This window comes from Staphylococcus sp. HMSC056G08, from assembly GCF_001812305.1.
GTDB lineage: Bacteria > Bacillota > Bacilli > Staphylococcales > Staphylococcaceae > Staphylococcus > Staphylococcus simulans.
In genome coordinates, this window is the sequence record NZ_KV808534.1 from 58,282 (window position 1) to 76,771 (window position 18,490).

At 35.4% G+C, this 18,490-nt stretch carries 16 protein-coding genes; 9 read left to right on the forward strand and 7 right to left on the reverse strand.

Going from position 1 to position 18,490, the window contains the following annotated elements:
• Nucleotides 1–27: 27 nt before the first annotated feature.
• Nucleotides 28–753 carry a hypothetical protein gene (locus HMPREF2846_RS12870; protein ID WP_070626793.1) on the reverse strand — a complete coding sequence of 242 codons (726 nt, stop codon included), beginning with the start codon at nt 751–753 and terminating at the stop codon, nt 28–30.
• Nucleotides 754–983: 230 nt separating this feature from the next.
• Between HMPREF2846_RS12870 and HMPREF2846_RS12875 the strand changes: the two genes are divergently transcribed.
• On the forward strand, nt 984–2,510 hold the full coding sequence (locus HMPREF2846_RS12875) for a DUF6056 family protein (protein ID WP_070626794.1): 1,527 nt from the start codon (nt 984–986) through the stop codon (nt 2,508–2,510).
• A gap of 73 nt (nt 2,511–2,583) precedes the next feature.
• Here the strand turns inward: HMPREF2846_RS12875 and HMPREF2846_RS12880 are convergent, their stop codons facing one another.
• The gene (locus HMPREF2846_RS12880) at nt 2,584–3,156 is read right to left on the reverse strand and encodes a TetR/AcrR family transcriptional regulator (RefSeq protein ID WP_002479998.1); all 573 of its coding nucleotides are present in this window, start codon (nt 3,154–3,156) and stop codon (nt 2,584–2,586) included.
• A gap of 235 nt (nt 3,157–3,391) precedes the next feature.
• Between HMPREF2846_RS12880 and HMPREF2846_RS12885 the strand changes: the two genes are divergently transcribed.
• The 6 genes from HMPREF2846_RS12885 (at nt 3,392) to HMPREF2846_RS12910 (ending at nt 12,064) form a co-directional block, all read left to right on the forward strand.
• Entirely contained in the window at nt 3,392–4,891 is a 1,500-nt protein-coding gene (locus HMPREF2846_RS12885) for a glycosyltransferase (RefSeq protein ID WP_070626795.1), read from the forward strand.
• Between the two features lie 165 nt (nt 4,892–5,056).
• The gene (locus tag HMPREF2846_RS14095; protein ID WP_023015598.1) at nt 5,057–7,231 is read left to right on the forward strand and encodes a bifunctional glycosyltransferase/CDP-glycerol:glycerophosphate glycerophosphotransferase; all 2,175 of its coding nucleotides are present in this window, start codon (nt 5,057–5,059) and stop codon (nt 7,229–7,231) included.
• Nucleotides 7,232–7,318: 87 nt separating this feature from the next.
• Nucleotides 7,319–7,891: a DUF488 domain-containing protein gene (locus HMPREF2846_RS12895; RefSeq protein ID WP_070626796.1), complete on the forward strand. Its 573-nt coding sequence runs from the start codon at nt 7,319–7,321 to the stop codon at nt 7,889–7,891.
• Nucleotides 7,892–8,097: 206 nt separating this feature from the next.
• The gene (locus HMPREF2846_RS12900; protein WP_002479994.1) at nt 8,098–8,490 is read left to right on the forward strand and encodes a (deoxy)nucleoside triphosphate pyrophosphohydrolase; all 393 of its coding nucleotides are present in this window, start codon (nt 8,098–8,100) and stop codon (nt 8,488–8,490) included.
• A 5-nt stretch (nt 8,491–8,495) separates the two neighbouring features.
• Entirely contained in the window at nt 8,496–11,369 is a 2,874-nt protein-coding gene (locus HMPREF2846_RS12905; protein WP_070626797.1) for a DEAD/DEAH box helicase, read from the forward strand.
• Nucleotides 11,370–11,554: 185 nt separating this feature from the next.
• A complete protein-coding gene (locus HMPREF2846_RS12910; protein ID WP_256274919.1) occupies nt 11,555–12,064 on the forward strand; it encodes an AAA family ATPase in 510 nt (169 codons plus the stop codon).
• Between the two features lie 47 nt (nt 12,065–12,111).
• On the opposite strand, the gene HMPREF2846_RS12915 is transcribed toward HMPREF2846_RS12910, so the two are convergent.
• Complete coding sequence (locus HMPREF2846_RS12915; protein WP_070626799.1) at nt 12,112–13,260, reverse strand: low temperature requirement protein A; 1,149 nt, start codon at nt 13,258–13,260, stop codon at nt 12,112–12,114.
• Between the two features lie 199 nt (nt 13,261–13,459).
• Nucleotides 13,460–14,350, reverse strand: coding sequence for a fructose bisphosphate aldolase (locus tag HMPREF2846_RS12920; RefSeq protein WP_002479991.1), 891 nt, complete (start codon nt 14,348–14,350; stop codon nt 13,460–13,462).
• A gap of 229 nt (nt 14,351–14,579) precedes the next feature.
• On the opposite strand from HMPREF2846_RS12920, the gene HMPREF2846_RS12925 reads away from it, so the two are divergent.
• Nucleotides 14,580–15,281: an MOSC domain-containing protein gene (locus tag HMPREF2846_RS12925; RefSeq protein ID WP_023015593.1), complete on the forward strand. Its 702-nt coding sequence runs from the start codon at nt 14,580–14,582 to the stop codon at nt 15,279–15,281.
• 428 nt (nt 15,282–15,709) lie between these two features.
• Here the strand turns inward: HMPREF2846_RS12925 and HMPREF2846_RS12930 are convergent, their stop codons facing one another.
• Nucleotides 15,710–15,970, reverse strand: a complete 261-nt coding sequence (locus tag HMPREF2846_RS12930; protein WP_002479989.1) for a zinc ribbon domain-containing protein — start codon at nt 15,968–15,970, stop codon at nt 15,710–15,712.
• Nucleotides 15,970–17,163, reverse strand: coding sequence for a formamidase (fmdA, locus tag HMPREF2846_RS12935; protein WP_002479988.1), 1,194 nt, complete (start codon nt 17,161–17,163; stop codon nt 15,970–15,972). Before fmdA ends, HMPREF2846_RS12930 begins: the two co-directional genes overlap by 1 nt.
• 178 nt (nt 17,164–17,341) lie before the next feature.
• Between fmdA and HMPREF2846_RS12940 the strand changes: the two genes are divergently transcribed.
• Nucleotides 17,342–17,695: a DoxX family protein gene (locus tag HMPREF2846_RS12940; protein WP_023015591.1), complete on the forward strand. Its 354-nt coding sequence runs from the start codon at nt 17,342–17,344 to the stop codon at nt 17,693–17,695.
• Nucleotides 17,696–17,771: 76 nt separating this feature from the next.
• Here HMPREF2846_RS12940 and HMPREF2846_RS12945 read toward each other — a convergent pair whose 3' ends face one another.
• On the reverse strand, nt 17,772–18,452 hold the full coding sequence (locus HMPREF2846_RS12945; protein ID WP_070626800.1) for a type 1 glutamine amidotransferase domain-containing protein: 681 nt from the start codon (nt 18,450–18,452) through the stop codon (nt 17,772–17,774).
• Nucleotides 18,453–18,490: the final 38 nt, after the last annotated feature.

The window sequence follows — 18,490 nt, forward strand, 5'->3', positions numbered from 1 at the left end:
TCAGAAAAACCTGAACAGCGTCTTTGTTTACTTTTTAAGTAAAGTGAGACATACATCTATTAAATGCAGGTGATACACACTATAAATCAGGCCAGAAATAAAGACAGCCAATGTTACAGCGAAGAGTGCAGTTTGAATCCATGAGCGCTTCATAATCGTAATAGCTTTAGTTTTAGCATTCCAAATAAAGTTGAAGCGATTGAAATAAATCATGAACAGCACAATTAAGGTATAAAAGATAGATGATATCAATACCATTTGAATTAAGCCGGGTAATATCATGCGATCGGATAATTGTATAAGACTTTGAATTTTAGAGATAAAATCTTGTGGTTTCGTTTCTCCGAATAAATCGAACCACCAATCTGTAAATTTGATTAAGAAACTGCCGAGAAACATAAGTAATAATAATGTACATGCATTCAAAGTAGTCAGCCAAGCACGACGACCTGGCACAGCAGTGAATGTTAAACGATGCATTAAAATAGCGTGAACTACTAATAAAGCGATACCTATACCACAGGCGAGCACACCATATTCTATTGCGAAAAATGTGTGGTACATATTCGTCTTTAAGGCATTAGGTTTTCCTAGAAATAGTAACAATAAGCCAATGATGAAGCCGTTGATAAAGAGTGTATAAAAAACAAACGTACTCAAACAAACTAAAATACGTCGATTACGACGAATCAATATTAAATCTAATAGGGTAAATAACAGTCCAATTGTTAGATACAAGATGATTTGAATCATGATGATAAGTGTTCTCCTTCTTAAAGGTGATAAATCACGTTGTGTTAATAATTAATAATTTTACTATTGAAGTCATAAATTGTCAGTAAAAAAATGAAGTGAGTGGAAATATTATTAAATGACGTATGTTTGACGAGGTATAAAATGGTATGTTTTCTAATTATAGATTATGATGACAATCATATAATTAAAGTGTATTATATGCTTAACACAACAAGGAGAACAACATCATGAGGATTATTAAGGAACACCCATATTGTTTTGTATATGGATTATTAGTGCTTTTTTATTTTGTTTTTGCGGCGATTGTTCCGCTTGCGCAAGATGACTGGGGCTGGTATATACATGGCTACAACCAATGGTTCAATGAACATTTTAAAAATTTAAACGGTCGATATTTCGGGAATATTTTAGAAATTTTAGCAGTGAGAAGCCTATTATTACGCATGGTAGTGTATGCGCTAGTTTCATTCTCCATACTTTGGATAGTATTGAAATTCGCAGATAAAACTAAAAGTACAGCTTATATATTAATCGCGTTTATAATGTTACTGCTGATGCCCGCTTCAATCTTCAAACAAACCTATGCGTGGTATGCAGGATTTAATAACTATGTCACAAGTGCCTTATGTGCATTAGTAGTTTTATTATTTGTTTTAAAAACACTGCATAATCAAGAAAGAAAAACACAATGGTCACAACGTATTGAATTAGTATGTTTCTATATCGCATGTATTGCCGGACAGTTATTTATGGAGAATGTCACACTTTATAATATTGCGATTACCGGTTTAGGGCTACTTGTATATTTAGTAATTTATCGCAAAATCAACTTGAAATTATTGATAGGATTTTGTTTAACGTGGATAGGCGCGATTATTATGTTTACAAATCCTAACTACATGAATATTTTAGCGGGTAATAGTTCATATCAACAAGTCGGTTCTAGTACCTCGATGTATGATAAAGTCATTCAAACGTTATTAAAAATCATTCCGTATTATGGCTACTTCCAATCCGCCATATTTTTAAGTGTTTTAGCTGTGGTTCTACTCATTGTTTTATATCGCAGTCCGAAATTTTTAAGTTTGTCACTAGTGTATAAAGTGATGATAACGGTAGCTTTAGCGTTCTTTACTGTTTATAAATACTTTGTCTATGAACCTTTTGATTTAGATGCGATGAAACACATTCCGTGGGTTGCTGGTCTGAATTTCTTAGCGTGTTTGATCTATTTCTGTGCAGTCGCAGTAGGTCTCTATTTTATTGGTTTATCTAAGAAGTCATTATTGACGACATACTTTAGTTTAGCTTCGATTGTGATTGCGACCATGCCTTTATTAGTCGTTGCGCCTGTTGGACCAAGAAATTTCTACTTTATGTATGTGTTATGGTTGATTATTTTATTAATTGTACTTAAACAGTTGCCTTTACCGGAAAGACGTACGAGTCTCATTGCGGGTAGTATCGCACTAGTCGCAGTAATCGTGTTTATGAGTGCTTTTTCATTCATGAGTTATGCGAATACACAACGGATTGCGAAAATAAAAGAAGAAGCAGCACATGCCTCTAAAGATGACGTTATTATTGTAGAAATGTTGCCATTTGATGTGTATACCCAACATTCCTCACCATGGTCGGTAAGAACACAGAGAGTATTTAAACAATATTTTGGTATACCTCAAGAAGCACGATTAAAATTCGTACCTTATGGTCAAAAATATTTACAACCGAAAGTACAGAAGAAAAATAAATAAAATCACAAAAAAATCAGAACAACTTCCAATCGTGAAGCTGTTCTGATTTTTTGTTTTAAAGTATTTTCCATCGCTATTCTGACTTAACTTTAATGTTGAGTAATTGATTGAACATCTTGTCCAGCGAATCAGGATTATCAATCGCATTTGAATAGTCGGCACAAAGTTTATGTTCATCGTAAGTCCAATCACCGATAGCGGTAATTGCTGATTCAAAGACACGAGCAACTACTTTGATCGGAGGGTTGCCAGGGACTTCGATAATATCTGCATTGTCTATGATGTCTTGACGTATTTTTTGGATGAAGATTGCGGTCACAGTTTCCATAAATTGTTGATCATGACGTTGTTTGATATCAATTTTTTCAATAGGTTTATCAAAGAAAGAACTTAAAGCTTTAAAAGGTGCTTCAATACGCTCTCGAATATCCTTTTCGAAATAATCTTTAGTCAAATTCGTAATTAAGTAAGATAACAAGTCATATTTATCGTAAAAGTGTTTATAGAATGTCGTACGGTGAACCAATGCTTTATCACATATCATATTAACTGTAATGGCAGAGAACAATTTTTCGCTTAATAAGTTGAACAAGGATTCGGATAAAGCACGTTTTGTTTTAATCACACGTAAATCATTGGGATTCATGTTTGGCACATCTCCTTTTGTTAAATATATGTGATAACAACTCGATTTCAGTATAGAACTATCAGTATAAATAAACTACTATGTAGATTAAACTATACTGTATGTTTGATAGAGAGGCAAATATTTTAACTTGAGTATGAATAAATTTAATTTTTCTGTTTTACTTATTAGTTAAAGTGTAAATATAGAGATGATATAATTTTTTCTAACAAATTTTATGAAATGGGGTTTAGGGTTGATTTATACTGTTACATCAACTTTGCCTCCGAATCATGGAGGAAGAACGAAAGCATTGTTGAAGCGAATTCAATTTATTGACGACACATTAGGTATTAAACAAACTATTTTAACGACCAACTACAATATTGAGTACCCAGAAGTATTAGCTGATTTTAGAGAAAAAGGTATCTTAAACGAAGGTACACAAGTCATCAATCTCTATGATTGGCTTTCTGGCTATAATTTATTTAACATTCCAAAGTCGACTTTTAAGAAAGAAAAGAAATATAAAGCACAACCTGTGGCGCTTTCTGATTACACAACACGTACGAATAAAAAAGGGGACGTCGTACGTTATTATGACAAGACTGATGAAACATATTTACTGTATCGTAAATTTTATGAGGATTCAGAAGTAGTCCATTTTGAAGATGTGATGACGCCTGGAGTTAAACATAAAGTCATCCGTTATGAATACAACACTTATGGTTATCTGCATAAGAAGACTTACTATGCAGCACGTAAAAACATGAAGTTGAGTGAGACGATGTATGATTTAGACGGAAATGTGTATTGTCAAAAATGGTTTGAAGAAAATAAGCAAGGCAAACCAGAAGCGACGTCCATTTTGATATACCGCGAGGGACGTGTGGTAAGAAGTTTTACGCACGATAAAGCATTGTTTGCGTATTTTTATAATGAGATATTTAAAGATGGAGATATTGTGTTTAATGATGCATGTTTATTAGATGAACCATTAATTGACAATCAACATGCGATTAAACCTGTCATTGTCTTCCATAGTTCTCACTTATCCGGTGATAATATTAAAGGTTCATATCGCTTTGCGATAGATCATCACAAGCAAGTTTCGGCGTATATTGTGCTGACAACTCAACAAAAACAAGATATTTTAGCACAATCAGATATTCCAGAACAAAAAATTCAAGTCATTCCGCATTTCATTGAACCCAGTACGTTACCTGAACAAGAACGTAAAAATCAGTTTGTGTATTTAGGCAGATTTTCAAAAGAGAAACGTATTGATCACATTGTGAAGGCATTTAAGTTATTTAAAGCTAAAGGTTATGAGACGAAACTGAAATTATATGGCGGTGTTTCTGACTCACAAGAAGATGAACTTAAAGATTTAATTTCTAAAGAAGGTCTGTCAGAAGATGTAGACATCGAATCCTTTACTAATCACCCACAAGAAGTTTTCCGTGAATCACGTGCTTCTATTTTAGCAAGTACACATGAAGGATTCGGATTATCTATGATGGAAAGTATCAATGAAGGTTGTCCGGTTCTTGCGTATGATATTCGTTATGGGCCAAATGAAATCATTGAAGCGGGTGAGAATGGGTATTTAATACCTACAGGTGATATCGAGGCTTTAGCACAGGCGATGGAGCGTATCATCAACCATCCATTGAAGCATGTGCACACACGTCAATCATTAACACCAAAAGCCGCACAACATCATTTCGAACAGTTATTTAAAACGTTAATATAAATAGAGTAATACACCTTTTATTATTTTTCCAAATTAGTAAGATGATGATAAAAAAGTAGATTTAGTATATAATTGTTACGGTTTCTTATTTGGTTTGTTGAGAAATTAGCAGTACAATAAGAAAATGTGGAAAACAGAGATATAAAAAGTAAGGAGATCACAATCATGAATGAATTAACAGTCATTATCACATACTACAACTCAGAAGATTATATTCAAGCTTGTATCGAAAGCTTGAAACAACAACGCAATCAAGATTTTAATGTGATTATAGTCAACGATGGATCAACAGATGGTTCTCAAGCACTTTTAGAAGACACCTTAAAAAACTATGATAAAAAGGTTGAAGTGATTAACTTTGAACAAAACCAAGGGCATGCGCATGCGCGTAATGTCGCAATGTCACATGTAGAAACACCGTATTTTATGTTTTTAGATGCGGATGATGAATTAGCTTCTTATGCGATTCAATTCTATTTAAAAACAGTGAATGGTCTAGATGCCTTAATTGCACCGATTAATAAGTTTACACTCAATCAACCCCAATACATCGATCAGAATAAAATTAGATTGGAATATATGAACGCTGAGACAAACCCTAATTCATTCTTAAGAAAAAATACAGCTTGTAATATTTTATTTAAAACAGCAATCGTACAAGCGCATCAACTTCAATTCGATGAGGCATTGAAAACGTATGTCGACAATTCTTTCGTAGTGGATTATCTGACATATGCAGAACGCTTTGTACGTATTTTAGGTTTCCCGTTCTATTTCAGAGGAGAGGTTTATGATCCTTTTGAAACAGAACAACTGACACAACAAGCGTTCGACCAATTATTTGAAGATTACGCTGATGCTTATCTGCATACCGTGCAGAAAGTGAAAAATAAAAAAGTCCGTCAATTTATGACGCATAAAATGGCAAGTATGATTCGTAACGGTTTTGACCCTGCGAATAAACAAAATGCTTACCACTATGCACAACATCAAGACACACTTATTCAATTAGCTCAAAAATTGAAATGGCATCTCTTACAAGAAACAGATGGCGGTTCATTGTTTAAAGTAGAAATGTTGGCGTTAATGTTTAATCAACCTGACGCCGCAATTGCGATCAACAAATACAGAGGTATGTTACGTCATGTGAAGAATGTTGTGATGCGTAATAAAAATAAAAACCGTTCTATGTATCAGTTAACAGATGCGCCAGAAAATGTTTCTAACAAAACAATTGTTTTTGAGACATTCGGCGGTAAAAACTATAGTGATAGTCCAAAATACATTTATGAATATATGCAGAAATATTATCCGTACTATAACTATATCTGGGTATTAAAGAACCCGGCTAAAACATATGTCCCAGGTAATGCGACTAAAGTGAAAAAAGGTTCGAAAGCTTATTATGAAGCTTATTCAAAAGCGCATTACTGGGTTACGAACGCCCGCACGCCGCTTTATATCAATAAGAAAGAGAATCAAACGTATATTCAAACATGGCATGGTACGCCGTTGAAACGTTTGGCGAATGATATGAAAGTGGTACGTATGCCAGGGACAACAACGCCCGCATATAAACGTAATTTCAGAGAAGAGACAGAACGTTGGGATTATTTAGTATCACCAAACCGTTATTCTACTGAAATTTTTGAGTCGGCCTTTTGGATGGATAGAGACCGTGTCTTAGAAATCGGTTATCCAAGAAATGATGTGCTTGTTAATCGTCAAAATGATACTGAGTATCTTAAAGATATTCGAGAGAAGCTTAATATTCCTAAAGATAAGAAAGTCATTACTTACGCACCGACATGGCGTGATGATGAGTTTATTAAAAAAGGACAATACTTATTCAATCTTAAAATCGACTTAGATAATTTATATAAACAATTAGGTGATGACTATGTCATTTTATTACGTATGCATTATCTGATTGCGAATGCTTTAGATTTATCTGGTTATGAAAACTTTGCGATAGATGTATCTGATTATGATGATGTCTCAGAAATCTTCTTGATTTCAGATGCATTGATTACAGATTATTCATCTGTGATGTTCGACTATGGTATTTTAAAACGTCCACAGTTCTTCTTTGCGTATGATATTGAGAAATATGGTAAAGGTTTACGTGGCTTCTATATGGATTACCATAATGATTTACCAGGACCAATTTTCACAGATGCGCACAAACTTGCTGAAAGCTTAAAAGACTTACCGAAAGTACAAGCAGAATATCAAGATAAGATTGATGCATTCTACAATCGTTTCTGCAGCATTGAAAACGGTAAAGCATCAGAATATATCGGTGAATTGATTCATCAAGGTATTGAAGAAAAAGAATAATACGTTAACACGCAAAAGTAGCCTTTAAAGAGACTGTTTTTGCGTGTTTTTCTTTTAACAGGCTATAGTAAGAGAGAGGTGAACATTATGGGACAAACCAAACAAAAGGTGATTTATACTATCGGTCATTCTGATCATGATAAAGAAACATTTCTTGAAATGTTGAAACAATATCATGTTGAAGTCTTAATGGATATCAGAGCATTTACGAAGAGCCGTAAACATCCGCAATTTAAAGACGACAATATGAAGTCATGGTTGAAAGAAGCGGGGATTGAGTATCAAACTGACCAATTTCTAGGTGGACGCAGACAACCCAGTGAAACAGTGGGACGCAGTTTGAATAGTGGTTGGCAAAATGAATCTTTCCATAACTATGCGGACTATACTTTAACAGACGACTTCAAAGAAGGGATTAAAAGATTAACAGAAACAGCCCAAAACCAAACGACAGCCTACATGTGTTCAGAACATCATCCAGCACGTTGTCATCGTCTGATTGTCAGTAATTATTTAGCTGCACATGGTTGGGACGTGTATCATATTATGCAGAATAATAAAGGTGACATTATTGCACAACCACATAAGTTAGGACAATGGGGTGCGATGCCAATTATTGAAGATGATGGGGAAGTAGTATATCCGAAAAAAACAGATTAACATATATAAATGAATGAGGTGTTTCTTTTATGAATCAGAACAACATATTGAATCAGCAACAAGTTAGAAGAAAATGAACAGACAGGCCGTGCCTGTCTATTTTTAATGAAAAAAATAAAAAATTGCTGCAATTGTGTGGCAATCTTTTATAAAAAATGAGATCCTGCTTATAAGTAATGAAATATTGATATGAGCGGAGGATACATATGAAAAAGTTAGTCAGAGTCGTAGGTGCAGTGATTGAACATCAAGGTAACATTTTATGTGCACAACGCAGTGAACAAATGAGCTTACCGTTATTATGGGAATTTCCGGGTGGTAAAATTGAACAAGGTGAAACAGATATTGAAGCGTTAAAACGTGAAATTCAAGAAGAAATGAAGTGTGATTTAGCAGTGGGTGAGAAAGTCACGACGACTACACATGAATATGATTTTGCGATTATCGAGCTGACAACGTATCGTTGTACTTTACAAGAAACGATGCCGACATTAACTGAACATAGTCAAATTAAATGGTTAGCCCCTAAAGCGTTACACCAATTAGAGTGGGCACCGGCAGATATTCCGGCAGTCGACTTGCTTGTTGAACAAGGGTAATGCCTATGGAACATTTAATTGAAGACTTAACCCAGTCGCTTCATAAAGGCTTTATTGATTGTTCTATTGTGCATCAAGGGCACCATGTGCCGAAATTGTTGCTGAATAATCAAGAAGAAAATGTGCTCGCAACGCTCATCGATGAACTAGAGAAATGTCAGTCCTTTATGATTTCGGTTGCTTTTATTACGCCGAGCGGTCTCCAAAGTCTGAAGTCACATTTATATGATATGGCACAACGTGGTGTTAAAGGTAAAATATTAACTTCCAATTATCTAGGTTTCAACTCTCCAAAAGTGTATGAAGAGCTGATGAAGTTAGACAATGTTGAAGTCCGTGTAACAGATGTTTCAGGCTTTCATGCGAAAGGTTATATTTTTGATCATGACGCCTATTCTACGTTAGTTGTGGGGAGTTCGAATTTAACTTCTAATGCTTTGAAAGTTAATTATGAACATAATATTTTATTATCTTCTCATCAAAATGGTGATTTAGTCCATAAAGTGAAAGACCAATTCAATGGGTTATGGGAAGAGAGCACTTCTTTAACAAAAGCTTGGATTGAGGCGTATCGTGAGGTTTATCAACCACAAATGACACAACGGTTGTTTGAAGAAAGTCAGAAACAAACGTTGTTGGAAAATAAAATACATGAAGCGGTTAAAATTGAACCGAATTTAATGCAGGTAGAAGCGTTAAAAGGTTTGGCAGAGATGCGTGCACAAGGTGAAAATAAAGCGTTGATTATTTCTGCGACAGGGACAGGTAAGACGATTATGTCTGCGTTAGATGTCCGTGCATTTAAACCTAAACGTTTTTTATTTGTTGTGCATAGTGAAACCATCTTAAATGATGCATTGGCAGCTTATCGTAAAGTATTGGCAGATGAAAATGAAGCGGACTTTGCGAAGTTGACGGGGACTGAGAAGAATTTGGATGCGAAGTATCTATTCGCGACTGTACAAACAATGTCGAAGTCTGACATTTATCAACAGTTTGACCCAGCAGCTTTTGATTATATTGTCTTTGATGAAGCACATCGTTCAGCAGCACAAAGTTATCAAAATATCTTCCATTACTTTCAACCGAAATTTATGTTAGGGATGACCGCAACACCTGAACGAAGTGATGATCTCAGTGTCTTCGCGCAATTTAATCATAATGTTGCTTATGAAATTCGACTTCAGAAGGCGTTAGAAAGTGATATTTTATGTCCATTCCATTATTTTGGTGTCTCAGATTATATTCAAGAAGGCCAAGTTGTGGATGATAACACACAAGACTTAAAATTCTTAGCGTCTAATGACCGTGTGAAATATATTTTAGAGAAAACGGATTATTATGGTTATTCTGGTGATGAATTAAAAGGGCTAATCTTTGTCAGTCGTAAAAAAGAAGCACAAGCTTTAGCACAAAAGTTAAATGCCAAAGGCATACCGACACAAGCTTTAACAGGTTCAGATTCACAAAAACAGCGTAACGAAGTGATTCAACAGTTAAAAGACGGCAGGTTAAATTATATTATCACCGTAGATTTGTTTAACGAAGGAATTGATATTCCTGAAATCAATCAAGTGGTGATGTTACGGAGCACACAATCAAGTATTATCTTTGTACAACAATTAGGACGTGGTCTTCGTAAGAGTGCGAATAAAGATTTTGTGACAGTCATTGATTTCATTGGAAACTATAAAAATAACTATATGATTCCGATAGCACTGTCAGGTGACCATTCCCATAATAAAGATAGTTATCGAAAATTCATTTCAGACTATGCGCCATTAAAAGGCGTTTCAACAATTAATTTTGAAGAAGTTGCTCAAAAGAGGATTTTTGATTCGATTCAATCTGCGACTTTAAATAAGAAAGCTATGATTTTACAAGCATTCAATGAAGTGAAAGCACGCATTGGTCGCACGCCAAGTTTAATGGATTTCATTCATCAACATTCGATTGATCCAGAAGTCATTCTTTCGAAGTATGGGAATTATGAACAATTTCTAGTGGAGAAAACAGATATTACGACAAGAATCTCTGAAAATGCCTCTAAGAATTTGACGTTTATTTCTCAAGAATTAGCGAAAGGTTTGAAGAATACCGATTATTTAGCACTAGAGTTGTTGATGAGCCAAGATGAAAGTTTTGAACATTTAGTTGAAAAACTTCAACATAGAGATAGTGAAATTGAAGAAGCGGATGTGCGTACCAGTGTGAAGGTATTAGATGAAACTTTCTTCAGTAAGAATATAGATAAAAGATATGGCACACCGATGGTTGAATGGGATAAAAAGACTAATCTTATCGGTCTTACTAAACCGTTTAAAATGAACTTGAAAAATGAAGCCTTTCGTCATCACGTCAATGATTTGATCGAAGTAGCCCAATATAAACATAAGCATGTCTATCAAAATCAAAATGACTTTATCTTGTATGAACGTTATTCGAGAAAAGATTTTGTGAAAGTGATGAACTGGGATAAAGATGAGTCTGCAGTTATTAACGGTTATAAACAAAAACATCATACATTGCCAATTTTCATTACGTATCACAAAAGTGAAGATATCAGCGACAATACAGCGTATGAAGATCAATTCATTAATCAAAATGAGCTGAAATGGTTCACGCGTTCACCAAGAAAGTTAAGTTCTGATGAAGTTCAAAAAGTAATGCGACACCAAGAACTCAATACACCAATGTATCTTTTCGTGAAGAAAGAAGACGGTGAAGGAACAGACTTCTATTATTTAGGTAAAGCTCGCTTTATGTCAGGTACTGAAGCACAAACGAAGATGCCGGATGGCAAAGATGTAGTCACAATGCATCTTGCTTTAGATACGCCGGTTCGAGATGATATTTACCGCTATTTAGTTGAGAAATAAACTGATTGCCTGACTCGAAAAAGAGTCAGGTTTTTTGTGATATATAGGTCAGAATAGAGATGAATCAGTCTTTTTGACCATAGATTTGCTTGTATGCGCATAGATGCATATAATCTTGATTAAACACATGATAACGATTCACTATTAAGAGGAATGAGACGGATAATAAGGCGGAAAGGATTCTGGTGATTGGCAGCCCTGGCACAGGAAAATCAACATTTGCTAAACAGTTAAGTCAGAAAATGAATATTCCAGTCTTTCATTTAGATAAACTGTTTTGGAAAAATGATCATGAAACAATTAATCAAGAAGAGTTTATAAAACAAATCGAAAAAGTAATTGCTGAAAATGAATCTTGGATTATAGATGGGAATTATAGAGACACTTTACCTTTGAGGTTAGAACAAGCAGAACTTGTCATTTGGTTGAAAGCACCACGTTGGAAATGTATTTTGAATGTCGTTAAACGTTATTTTAGATTATTAAAGAACGAAGATACTGGCGGCAATCCAAAGTCAATGCGACTTGAATTTGTAAAATATATTTGGGACTTCCCAATGAATCATTTTCCTTCTATTATTCAAGCTAAAGCAAATAGTTTGAATCGGATAAAATGGATTGAATTAAATGGTTTTAAAGAAATTAATCGTTTTATACGGGAAAGTGAAGTTAAAATAAACCACTCGTCCAAATGATTATTTTGGACAAGTGGTCATAGACAATGAAAATAAACTTTAAGTGCTTACTGATGTATAGCAATACTTGCACGTGTCAGTTTACGTTTATTTTTATAATAAACAAGTGCGATGGTTGAATTGACCATAGCGGACGAAATAATCAAGACATCGTCGTATTGGACGAAGGTGATACTGATGATATAACCAGTAATAATCAACGATACGGATATGATGAATAAACGCAATTTTCGATAGTAATCATGGAAATAGGACATATTCATCCATAATCCGAAGAAGAATAAGAAAATGCTGGCATACATAAAGTGTACTTCAAATAATCGATTGATTTTACCACTGCTGCTGAAGATAATAGCCGCATTCACGCCGCCTAATGCAATATTAATGATAAGGTGTGAATAATTTAATTTAAACCCGATGGTGCGATGACGATGGTTAATATAAAACTCTGTAATTGCCCAATAAGCTAAGAATAATCCAATTAAAATCATGAATTGGAAAATATAAAGATAATCAAATGTCGTAATACTGAAGATACTTGCGATACCTACTAATAATTCTCCAAATACGATGATAGTCAAAAGAGCATAACGTTCTACTAAATGCATCATATTGACAGGAGATTCTTTTAAATATTTACGAAATGGTACTAAACCTATTGCAGCAATCATTAAACCTAAGTTCCCTGGCACAAAGCGATAAGGTGGCGGTGTAAATGAACCAATGATTGAAAAGATTGCAACAAAAGATGTGACAATGACATAAGCAATACATGTCATTCTATCGCCTTTTAATTTTGTATGGCGTATTTGTAGTAAATATTGTAGACAAATACTTAAATAAAGTAATGACATATAAGTCATAAAGGGTACAAAGGTTTTATTGAAATCTGGATAGAAACTGTTGGATAAGAAAATCAAAAGAAAAATATTCACAATAGTGAAGCCTACATCTTTTGGTAATAGCTCACCAAAGCGGTTAGTGAAGACTGTTTGATGTGCCCATAGTAGCCATAAAAATAGACTCATTAAAATATAAATAATAAAGGTATTTAAGGTTAAAGTGCCGTTACCTGTAAGTTGAAGTAATACATGTGCAATTTTCTGCAAAGCATATACGAAAATCAAGTCATAAAAGAGTTCATGAAAGTTAGCACGTTTATCTTGTAAGTAACGTGGTGTTAAATTAGACGCCATTTGTGTCATCTCCTGTTGTATTTAGTAGGCGACTTGTATTCTCTTTTTTTAAGTCTCTTGTATTTTAGTATGAATGGAATCAAAATAAAAGTGATTACATTTAGTGTTAACATGTAATCATTTAGATGATTAAATCAATATTAAGGCATAAAAAAAGCGAACCTCTTAGTAGAGATTCGCCTCAATAATTGAATGATTATTATGCTTTGTTTACTGATGCGTCGTAGATTGTATCAATCGCATCTTGTAATTTATTGTTAAATTCTTCGTCTGATTGGTTAACGTTCAAGTCAGTTACTAATGCACGAGAGAAGCTTGCGATTAAGCCATCGTTTTCTTTTAAGATTTTGTTTGCTTCTTCACGGCTGTAACCACCAGATAATGCAACAACACGTACCACTTGAGGGTGTTCGATAAGTTCTTTATAAGTGTTTGCTTTTGTTGGAATTGTTAATTTCAACATAACATTTTGATCTTTATTTAAGTTGTCTAACTCAGCTTTGATTGCTGCTGCTAAGTTTTCTTCGATTGCTTCTTTATCTTCTGCGTGAATGTTAACTTCTGGTTCGATAATTGGTACTAAACCAGCCGCAATGATTTCTTTAGCAACTTCGAATTGTTGTTTAACAACTTTTTCGATACCTTCTTTGTTGTTTTCTAAAATGTTAGAACGCATTTTTGTACCGAAGATATGACGTTCGTTTGCGCGTTTCAATAATTCATCTAAATCTGGAATAGGTTTCATTAATTGAACGCCTTCATTTTGGTCAGCTAATCCTTTGTCGACTTTCAAGAATGGTACGACACCTTTGCTTGCTAGGAAGTCACCAGTGTATTGTCCTTCAATTTCACGATCCATTGTTTGCTCGAATAGGATAGCTCCTAGGATTTTGTCTCCGTTGAAAGCAGGTGAAGTAATGATGCGTGTACGCATTTCGTGTACAAGGTCAAACATTTCATCATCGTTTGAGTATTCATTTTCTTCAATTCCGTAAGCTTTAAGCGCTTTAGGAGTACTACCACCGCTTTGGTCTAATGCTGCGATAAATCCTTTACCATTTTTAATTTTGTCAAATTGTTCTTGGTTCATTTATTGACACTCCTCTTTCCGCATTTTGCTATATCTCTTTCATCTCTAGTATGGTAAAAATGAAGTGATTTCGCAAATAGTTTAACTCATAAATGTAAAATAAATCACAAATGGAATTTTAGATAGATTATTGGCTTGAAACTAGGACATTAAACGTCTTGTTAGTATTCATTTGAAACTAAAATACGTTACAATAGTGTGAAAGGGATTTGTTGAAAGGGTGAAGACGGTGAGCAGAATAGAAACGTTATTTGTAGGCGGTGTGGAAACAGTAGGGCATCCGCACGCCGTTAATAAACTGGATCAGCAATGGATGACTGCTGCGTATAAGAAAGCCATGCCGATACCTGTCTTTCTGACTAAAAGCGGTTTGGAAGGTGATGATGTGGGAGATAAGAAACATCACGGCGGACCAGAAAAAGCATTATTTGCGTATAGTGTCATTCATTATGATAAATGGGCAGAAGAATATCCAGATGCAGAATTCAAAGCCGGGACAAATGGTGAAAATGTATCTGTGACAGATATGGATGAAACGACGGTATGTATCGGAGATATTTATCGAGTCGGTGAAGCGTTAGTACAAGTCTCACAACCACGCAGACCTTGTTGGAAACCAGGCAGACGGGTGAAATGGATTGACTTCGGACAACGTATTCAAGATACAGGGCGTACAGGTTGGTACTTCAGAGTGCTTGAGGAAGGTCGTATTCAACAAGGCGATGTGTTTGAGTTAGTAGAACGCCCATGTGAAACATGGACAATTGCGAAGATGAATGATGTATTATATCATCATACAGACCATCCGCAACTGATGCGTCAGCTAATGGATAATGACTATACACCGCCGTCTTGGAAAGAAGAGTTAAGTCAATTGCTTGAAGGAGAAGCGGTGGATCATACACCAAGACTCTATGGTCCGAACATTTAAAAAAATACTTATTGTAATAAAAATAAAAGACACATGCACCGAAATGGCGACATGTGTCTTTCTTATTCATCTTATCTTATTGTCTGTCAGCCTCATGGCTGCGAAGGGGAGAAAACAGCCATGAGTGATTTATGACAGATTAACCTTTTACTTTTGTGGCAATGATTGGATAGGATTATTTAATCCAGTGTCGTTGCACGTTAACATCTTCAATATCGGTTTATTATTTTTATTATGTGCAACATTCATATGCCAAGTGTTTGTATGGACATCAAGCATCATTCATTGAGGAGGGTATAACTCAACGTAGATGGATGTGCCTGGTTTAATTTTCAGTTGTAGATTTATCGATCGCATGCAAATGGGCTGTATGTTTGTATGCGAATTTTATCATTTGTATGATGGGTATTCGATTTTTTTAGTATTGATTAGACCATCCAAGGACGGTTATGCGTATTTTGTTGTTTCGGTTTGTTTGGGAGTTTATCGTGCGAAACAACTTTTGGTTCTTGACCAGATTCAATTCTTCTTTTTAATTTTGAATCAATCTTTGAAGTATTGAATGGGACGAAGACGCGTTTTGCGTCTTGATTGCAGTCAGGGCAAACTGCATAATCATGATTTTCATTCATAGATTGATTTAGCGTAAATTCACCGTGTTTTGTGCATGCATAAGTGTAATTGGGCATTACTCATCAGGCTCCAAATTCGGAATGATATCATCTCTGAAGATTTCACGAGGTATTGCAATTGTACAACAAGCGTTTGGAACATCCACGATACCAGCAACTGTACCTTGGACGGGCGCTGTTCCAAGTAACATATAAGCTTGTTCACCTGTAAAGCCTCGTGTTTTTAAGAATTCAATCGCGTTTAAACAAGCGTTGCGATAAGCGGTATTCGCATTTAAATACTCTTGTTTTCCGCTGAACTCATCTACTGAAATACCTTCGAATACAATATAATCTGTATAGTTCGGCATTACAGGTCCTGGTTTGAAGGCTGGGTTCTTTTTAATTTGATATTTTTCCATGCCATTTTTAATCACGTTGACGCGTAAATCAATCCAACCAGGCATTTCGATACCGCCGCAGAATGTAATTTCACCATCACCTTGTGAGAAATGCAGATCGCCGACAGATAACTTTGCACCGTCGACAAAGACTGGGAAATAAATGCGGGAACCTTTCGATAAGTTTTTGATATCGCAGTTACCGCCGTTTTCTCTAGGAGGAACGGTTCTGGCACCTTCTTTAGCGACGCGGTCGAAATCTTTTCCTTCTAAAGTGCCAAGCACTACAGCATCCGTATCAGGTAAGTTTGCTAATACCGGCTCTCTGTTCGGATCTGTATCTACCAATGCTTGTTCACGTCGGTTCCATTCATCCAACATTTCTTGGGAAGGCGCAACCCCAATCAATCCTGGGTGAATCAATCCGACAAATTCTACACCAGGTACATGACGACTTGTCGCATAAATACCATTGAAATCCCAAATCGATTTTTGGGCATTCGGATAATGGTCGACGAGGAAACTGCCACCGTTTGTCACGTCGAAAATTCCGTTAAAGCCCCATTCGTGTTCTGGGAATGCGCCGATATCTAAGATGTCGACGACGAGTAAGTCGCCAGGCTCAACACCGTTGACATATACGGGACCACTCAGTACATGTACACGGTTCAAGTTGACATACTTGATATCGCTTGGGTCGTCATTGTTTGAGACTTGACCATCGGTCCAGTCTAAACATTCCATCCTAAATGATTCCCCGGGTTCAACTGAAAATGCAGCCGGAATGTCCGGGTGCCATCGGTTGTGTCCGGGATGTGCTTGCTGATCCATTTTCTTATTCAAATCCACACTAAATAATTTCTTAGGCATATGCCTACCCCCTTGCCGAAATAATTTGTGACTGAAGATTCTGACTAGAAATAGTATTCCTCAAAAAGTTACATTTTAAACTCGTTTTCTGAATTTTTGTGGAAAATATTGATTTTTTGTTAAAAAGTTACAATTTGTGAAATAATAGAAAGGATGACTATAAAAAGAAGGTGACGAAATGCGTAAAGGATTACGTTTGGTTTTAGGAGGTCTATTCAGCCTAGCAGGAGTCATGCACTTTGTGCGTTCTGATGCTTTTACTCGCATCGTTCCGAAGTATTTACCATTACGTAAAACAGCAGTAATTGTAACAGGCATTGTTGAACTAATCATTGGTGGCGTTCTATTCTGGAAACGCCCAAGCCAAGCATTTAAACGAGGTATCAATGCTTTTTTAATTTCGGTATTTCCAGCTAATATTTATATGGCACGCAAACAATTACCGTTAGGCGATTATCAACCACCTAAGTGGGCTTTATACAGCCGCTTGCCATTGCAATTTGTCTTAATGGCATTCATTCGCAAACTATAAATAATATAAAAATAAAGTTTCTCCTTGTTTTGAAAATTAAACAAGAAGAAGCTTTTTTTAGTCTTTAATGATTCAATTAAAGAAGTCGACTGACTGCTTGTGCCACTTGTTTAGGTGACTGTGGATTTTGGCCTGTTACAAGTCGTCCATCTGTTTCAACTTCAGGTGTGAAAGGTAACATGGCTTTTTGATAATCTGCGCCACGACGTTTAATTTCATCTTCTAACATGAATGGAACAAGTTTTTTACGATTTGCGAGCAATTCTTCTGTATTAGAAAAGCCTGTCATTTGTTTTTGGTCAATGAAGTATCTGCCATTATTGTCTTTAACGTTTAATAACGCTGCGATACCATGACATACAGCTGCCACAATACCGTTGTGACCATAAACTTCATTAATCGCATTTTGAATGTATTTATTATTAGGGAAATCAAACATTACCCCATGGCCGCCAGTGAAGTAGATAACATCGTATTTTGATGGATCTGCTTCTTTAATCGATTTAGAGTATTTTAATTGTGTCATAAATTTTTCATCATCATAATAACGTTTTGTCACTTTATCTAAAAAGACAGAGTTCAAGCTAACTGGGTCTATTGGCGTTTCGCCGCCTTCAACACTGAAAATGTCGATTTCGTAGTTGCCGTCGTTAAAATAATCATAAAAGTGAACAAGTTCTCCTAACCAAAGTCCTGTTGGTTTTGAAAATTCACCGAAATGATCTGTACTTGTGTTGACTATCATAATTTTTTTCATACTTTAACCTTCTTTCTATGGAAAAGCCCACTTCTTCT

Bases quoted from the DNA above. Each gene is read 5' to 3' on its own strand.
- HMPREF2846_RS12870 (WP_070626793.1), bottom strand. From the start codon at position 753: ATGATTCAAATCATCTTGTATCTAACAATTGGACTGTTATTTACCCTA.
- HMPREF2846_RS12875 (WP_070626794.1), top strand. From the start codon at position 984: ATGAGGATTATTAAGGAACACCCATATTGTTTTGTATATGGATTATTA.
- HMPREF2846_RS12880 (WP_002479998.1), bottom strand. From the start codon at position 3,156: ATGAATCCCAATGATTTACGTGTGATTAAAACAAAACGTGCTTTATCC.
- HMPREF2846_RS14095 (WP_023015598.1), top strand. From the start codon at position 5,057: ATGAATGAATTAACAGTCATTATCACATACTACAACTCAGAAGATTAT.
- HMPREF2846_RS12895 (WP_070626796.1), top strand. From the start codon at position 7,319: ATGGGACAAACCAAACAAAAGGTGATTTATACTATCGGTCATTCTGAT.
- HMPREF2846_RS12900 (WP_002479994.1), top strand. From the start codon at position 8,098: ATGAAAAAGTTAGTCAGAGTCGTAGGTGCAGTGATTGAACATCAAGGT.
- HMPREF2846_RS12905 (WP_070626797.1), top strand. From the start codon at position 8,496: ATGGAACATTTAATTGAAGACTTAACCCAGTCGCTTCATAAAGGCTTT.
- HMPREF2846_RS12915 (WP_070626799.1), bottom strand. From the start codon at position 13,260: ATGGCGTCTAATTTAACACCACGTTACTTACAAGATAAACGTGCTAAC.
- HMPREF2846_RS12920 (WP_002479991.1), bottom strand. From the start codon at position 14,350: ATGAACCAAGAACAATTTGACAAAATTAAAAATGGTAAAGGATTTATC.
- HMPREF2846_RS12930 (WP_002479989.1), bottom strand. From the start codon at position 15,970: ATGCCCAATTACACTTATGCATGCACAAAACACGGTGAATTTACGCTA.
- fmdA (WP_002479988.1), bottom strand. From the start codon at position 17,163: ATGCCTAAGAAATTATTTAGTGTGGATTTGAATAAGAAAATGGATCAG.
- HMPREF2846_RS12940 (WP_023015591.1), top strand. From the start codon at position 17,342: ATGCGTAAAGGATTACGTTTGGTTTTAGGAGGTCTATTCAGCCTAGCA.
- HMPREF2846_RS12945 (WP_070626800.1), bottom strand. From the start codon at position 18,452: ATGAAAAAAATTATGATAGTCAACACAAGTACAGATCATTTCGGTGAA.